General features: G+C 72.1%; 4 protein-coding genes and 1 pseudogene. All 5 read left to right on the top strand.

Going from position 1 to position 4,263, the window contains the following annotated elements; all coding sequences use genetic code 11:
* A pseudogene (locus AOK24_RS51645) lies at positions 1 to 400 on the top strand (hypothetical protein); the annotation flags it as partial.
* Positions 315 to 1,706 carry an alkaline phosphatase family protein gene (locus tag AOK24_RS37020; RefSeq protein WP_055724331.1) on the top strand — a complete coding sequence of 464 codons (1,392 nt, stop codon included), beginning with the start codon at positions 315 to 317 and terminating at the stop codon, positions 1,704 to 1,706. The pseudogene AOK24_RS51645 and the gene AOK24_RS37020, both read left to right, overlap by 86 nt.
* Positions 1,707 to 1,736: 30 nt before the next feature.
* The gene (locus AOK24_RS37015) at positions 1,737 to 2,249 is read left to right on the top strand and encodes an O-acetyl-ADP-ribose deacetylase (RefSeq protein ID WP_055724330.1); all 513 of its coding nucleotides are present in this window, start codon (positions 1,737 to 1,739) and stop codon (positions 2,247 to 2,249) included.
* A gap of 135 nt (positions 2,250 to 2,384) precedes the next feature.
* A complete protein-coding gene (locus AOK24_RS37010; RefSeq protein WP_055724329.1) occupies positions 2,385 to 3,065 on the top strand; it encodes a hypothetical protein in 681 nt (226 codons plus the stop codon).
* A complete protein-coding gene (locus AOK24_RS37005) occupies positions 3,062 to 4,222 on the top strand; it encodes an FAD-dependent monooxygenase (RefSeq protein WP_055724328.1) in 1,161 nt (386 codons plus the stop codon). Before AOK24_RS37010 ends, AOK24_RS37005 begins: the two co-directional genes overlap by 4 nt.
* The last annotated feature ends 41 nt before the right edge of the window (positions 4,223 to 4,263 follow it).

The following is a 4,263-nucleotide window of genomic DNA, read 5'->3' as shown; positions in this document are numbered from 1 at the left end:
CTTCCACGCACCCCTGCACACCGACCCCGAGCCCCCGCTGCGCACCACATCCGGCCAACTCGCCGAGTTGTTCGCACGACCGGCAGCGCTGTGCGACCACGCCGAGGTCGAGACGTACACCTGGTCCGACCTGCCCGCCCCACCCACCTCCCCCGACGGAATCGCCGCCGAACTCGCCCGGGCCCACGAGCAGTTGACCGGCCTCGGTCTCGAAGGCCCCGTGCTCAAGGGCCTCGGCCTCGAAGGACCGGCCCTCAAGGAGCCCGCCGACAACAACCCCGGCCCAAGGATCCCGACCACCCGCAGGAGCGCCCATGAAGAAGCGCCTCGTCGTCCTCGACATCGTCGGTCTCACCCCCAACCTGCTGCGCCACATGCCCTCGGTCGCCGCCCTCGGTGAGCGCGGCTCCCGGGCCCGCCTCGACACGGTGCTGCCCGCTGTCACCTGCACGGTCCAGTCGACGTTCCTCACGGGCGAACTCCCGTCCGTGCACGGGGCGGTGGCGAACGGCTGGTACTTCCGTGACCTCGGCGACGTCCTGCTGTGGCGCCAGCACAACGCCCTCGTCGCAGGAGAGAAGATCTGGGAGGCGGCCCGCAGGGAGAACCCGGACTACACGGTCGCCAACGTCTGCTGGTGGTACGCCATGGGCGCGGACGTCGACTGGACGGTCACCCCGCGCCCGGTCTACTACTCCGACGGCCGCAAGGAACCCGACTGCTACACCTGGCCGCCCGAACTCCACGACGAACTCACCGAACGGCTGGGCCCCTTCCCCCTGTTCACCTACTGGGGACCCAACGCGGGCCTGCCCTCAACCCAGTGGATCCTGGCCGCCGCCCGGCAGATCTTCGACGACAAACAGCCCGACCTCACCCTCGTCTACGTCCCCCACCTCGACTACGAACCCCAGCGCACCGGCCCGAACTCCCCGCAGACGGCCGCCGCAGCCCGCCAACTCGACGCCGCGCTGGGCCCGTTGATCGCCCACTTCGAGAAGGAGGGCGCGACGGTCGTCGCCCTCAGCGAGTACGGCATCGCCCCCGCCTCCCGCCCCGTCGACGTCAACCGGGCCCTGCGAGCCGCCGGACTCCTCGAAGTCCACACCCAGGACGGCATGGAGTACCTCGACCCCTGGACCTCCCGAGCCTTCGCCGTCTCCGACCACCAACTCGCCCACGTCTACGTCCGCGACCCCGCCGACACCGACCGCGTGGCCGCGATCCTCGCCGAACTCGACGGCGTGGACGAGGTGTTGGACGCGGCCGGCAAGAAGGAGCACGGCCTCGCCCACGAGCGCTCCGGCGAACTCGTCGCCGTCGCCGAGCCGGACGCCTGGTTCACGTACTACTACTGGCTCGACGACGACCGCGCCCCCGACTTCGCCCGCCAGGTCGAGATCCACCGCAAACCCGGTTACGACCCGGCCGAGTTGCTGTACGACGAGACGGTCCCGGCGGTCAAGGTACGGGCCATCGGCTCGGTGATCCGCAAGAAACTCGGCTTCCGCTACCGCATCCGTACGGTGCCCCTCGACCCCTCCGGTATCCGGGGCAGCCACGGCCGCCTCCCCGACAACCCCGACCACGGCCCCGTACTCCTGTGCTCGCGGCCGGAGTTGACGCGCGAGGCGTACGCGGCGACCGAGATCAAGGACCTGCTGCTCGGCCTGTCGGTCGGGAGCGGGGCGCGTAAAAGCGGGTGAGGACGGCGCCGAGTTGGTAGAAACGCCCCCATGACCACCCTCACCTTCGTCCGGGGCGACATCACCGACCAGTCCGTCGACGCCATCGTCAACGCGGCGAACTCCTCGCTGCTCGGCGGCGGTGGCGTCGACGGCGCCATCCACCGCCGGGGCGGCCCGGCGATCCTGGACGCCTGCCGCGACCTCCGCGCATCGCATTACGGCAAGGGCCTGCCCACAGGCCAGGCCGTCGCCACAACTGCCGGGAATCTGAACGCCCGTTGGGTCATCCACACCGTCGGCCCCGTCCACAGCGCTACCGAGGACCGCTCCGCCCTCCTCGCCTCCTGCTACCGCGAATCCCTCAAGGTCGCCGACCAACTCGGCGCCCGCACCGTCGCGTTCCCCGCGATCTCCGCCGGGATCTACGGCTGGCCCATGGACGACGCCGCGCGCATCGCGGTGCGGACCGTGCGGGAGACCCCCACGCGGGTCGAGGAGGTGCGGTTCGTGCTGTTCGACCAGGGCGCGTACGACGAGTTCACGGCGTACGCGGCGATCTGATCGTCGTATCCGGACCGCCCCGGTTCACCCTGTCGGGTGACTCTGGCTGCCGGATCGTTTCTTCCGAGTTGCGCAGAAACGTTCTACTGCTAGCTTCGGCGCGTTCTTGCCAAGATCGTCCGAGGAAGCGTGCCGGTGCAATCACCCATCTGGACCGAGGAGTTGGACGTCGAGGAGCGGGCGGGGGAGCAGGGTGCCCGCGACGTTGGGGCAGCCTCCACTGCTGGGGCCGCCTTCACCGCCGAGGGCGCCTTCACTGCCGGGGCTGCCTTCGCCCCCGTGGCAGCCTTCACCGCCAGGACCGCCGAGGACATCGCCGTCCGTATCGGTCGCTTCGCCCACCCCGCCACCCGTCTGCTGCTCAGCGCCGACGGGCTCACCACCACCCTGCTGCGGGCCTGGACGGGCGCCGAGGTGGGCGTGCTGCGGGCCGCGCAGCGCCGGGTTCCGGCCGCCGAAACCCCTTGGGGTGCGGGGGAGTTGCTCGGCGCAGGGGGCGGCGAGAGGGTCGTACGGCACTCCGTGCTCGGCGGGGCCGACGGGAGCGAGCTCTCGCGGAACGTCGTGGTGGCCCGGCCCGAGCTGTGCCCGTCCGCCGAACGCTGCCTGGCCGACACGTCGGCGCCGCTCGGGCCCATGCTGCAAGCGGCGGGAACCGGTTACCGGCGTTCTCTGCTGGACGCGGGGCTGCGGCCTTGGGAGCCGTGCGGGGAGCCGGCGGCGTACAAGACGTACCTGCTGTGGCACGGGGACCTGCCGTTCGCCGTGATCTCCGAGCTGTTCGATCCGGCGGTCGTCCCGGCGGCCCTGCGATGAGCGCGGGCCGCGTCGCGGTCGTCGGCGCGGGGCCCGCCGGGCTCGTGCTCGCCGCGCTCCTGCACCGGGCCGGGATCGACGTCGAGGTCTGGGAGCGCGGGAGTCGACGGCACGTCGAACAGCGGGCCCGGGCAGGGCTGTTGGAGCATCGAGTCGTCGACCTCCTCGCCGCGCACGGGCTCGCCGACCGGCTGCTCAAGGAGGGTGAGCGGCACGGGTGGTGCGACTTCCTGTGCCTCGGTGAACGGACCCGCGTCGACTACGGCGAGCTGTCCGGGGGGTACCGACACTGGGTGTATCCCCAGCAGTTGCTGGTCCGCGACCTTGTCGCGACGCTGGAGGGGATGGGCTGCCCGGTCCATTTCGACACGCCTGTACGGGAGTTGGACGGTACGGCGCTGCGGCTCGAACGGGGTACCGTCCGCGCCGAGTTCGTGGTCGGCTGCGACGGCGCGCACGGCGTCGTCGCCGAGAGCCTCCCCGACTCCCTTGCCCTGCAACGGCGTTACCCCTACGACTGGCTCACCGTCCTTGCCGACATGACCCACCCCGTCGAAGGTGTCCTCTACGCCGTCCACGAGGCCGGGTTCGCGGGGATGATGCCGCGCGCCGGGAACGTCGCCCGGCTCTATCTCCAGGTCCCCGCCGACGACAGCCCCGCCGACTGGCCCGAGGACCGGGTACGGGAACAGCTCGCGCTCCGGCTCGCCCCCGGCTCCGGCGACCCCGTCCCCGTACAGCTGCGCGAGACCGGCATGCTCCGGCTGCGCGGCCGGGTCCGGCGCCGGCTGCGCTCCGGCCCCGTCCTCCTCGCGGGCGACGCCGCGCACCTCCTGACACCGTCCGGCGCCAAGGGCCTCAACCTCGCGGTCGCCGACGCGGCCGACCTGGCGGACGGGCTGATCCGCCGTATCCACCACGGCGACGGCACCACCCTCGCCGGCTACGAGGCCCGCCGGCTCGCCGCGGCCTGGTGGGCCCAGGACTTCTCCGACCGCCTCCTCGACCTGCTCCACCTCCCACCCGGCTCCCCGGCCGACCGCCGGTTCGCACTGGAGCTGCGCCGCGAACGCATCAGGGCCCTGACCAGGCCGGGACCGTACGCGACGGCGTTCGGACGGGACTACGCGGGGGCGGCGAGCGTTTCGGAGGCCTGAAAGGCGGGCGGCTTCGCCGCCACGCCGTCCCCGCACGCCGT

Source organism: Streptomyces niveiscabiei (assembly GCF_001419795.1).
Lineage (GTDB): Bacteria > Actinomycetota > Actinomycetes > Streptomycetales > Streptomycetaceae > Streptomyces > Streptomyces niveiscabiei.
Note: the sequence above shows the minus strand (reverse complement) of the source record. Positions and strands in the feature narration are given on the sequence as shown.

Coding starts and splice junctions, on each gene's coding strand:
- AOK24_RS37020 (WP_055724331.1), top strand. CDS start 315: ATGAAGAAGCGCCTCGTCGTCCTCGACATCGTCGGTCTCACCCCCAAC.
- AOK24_RS37015 (WP_055724330.1), top strand. CDS start 1,737: ATGACCACCCTCACCTTCGTCCGGGGCGACATCACCGACCAGTCCGTC.
- AOK24_RS37005 (WP_055724328.1), top strand. CDS start 3,062: ATGAGCGCGGGCCGCGTCGCGGTCGTCGGCGCGGGGCCCGCCGGGCTC.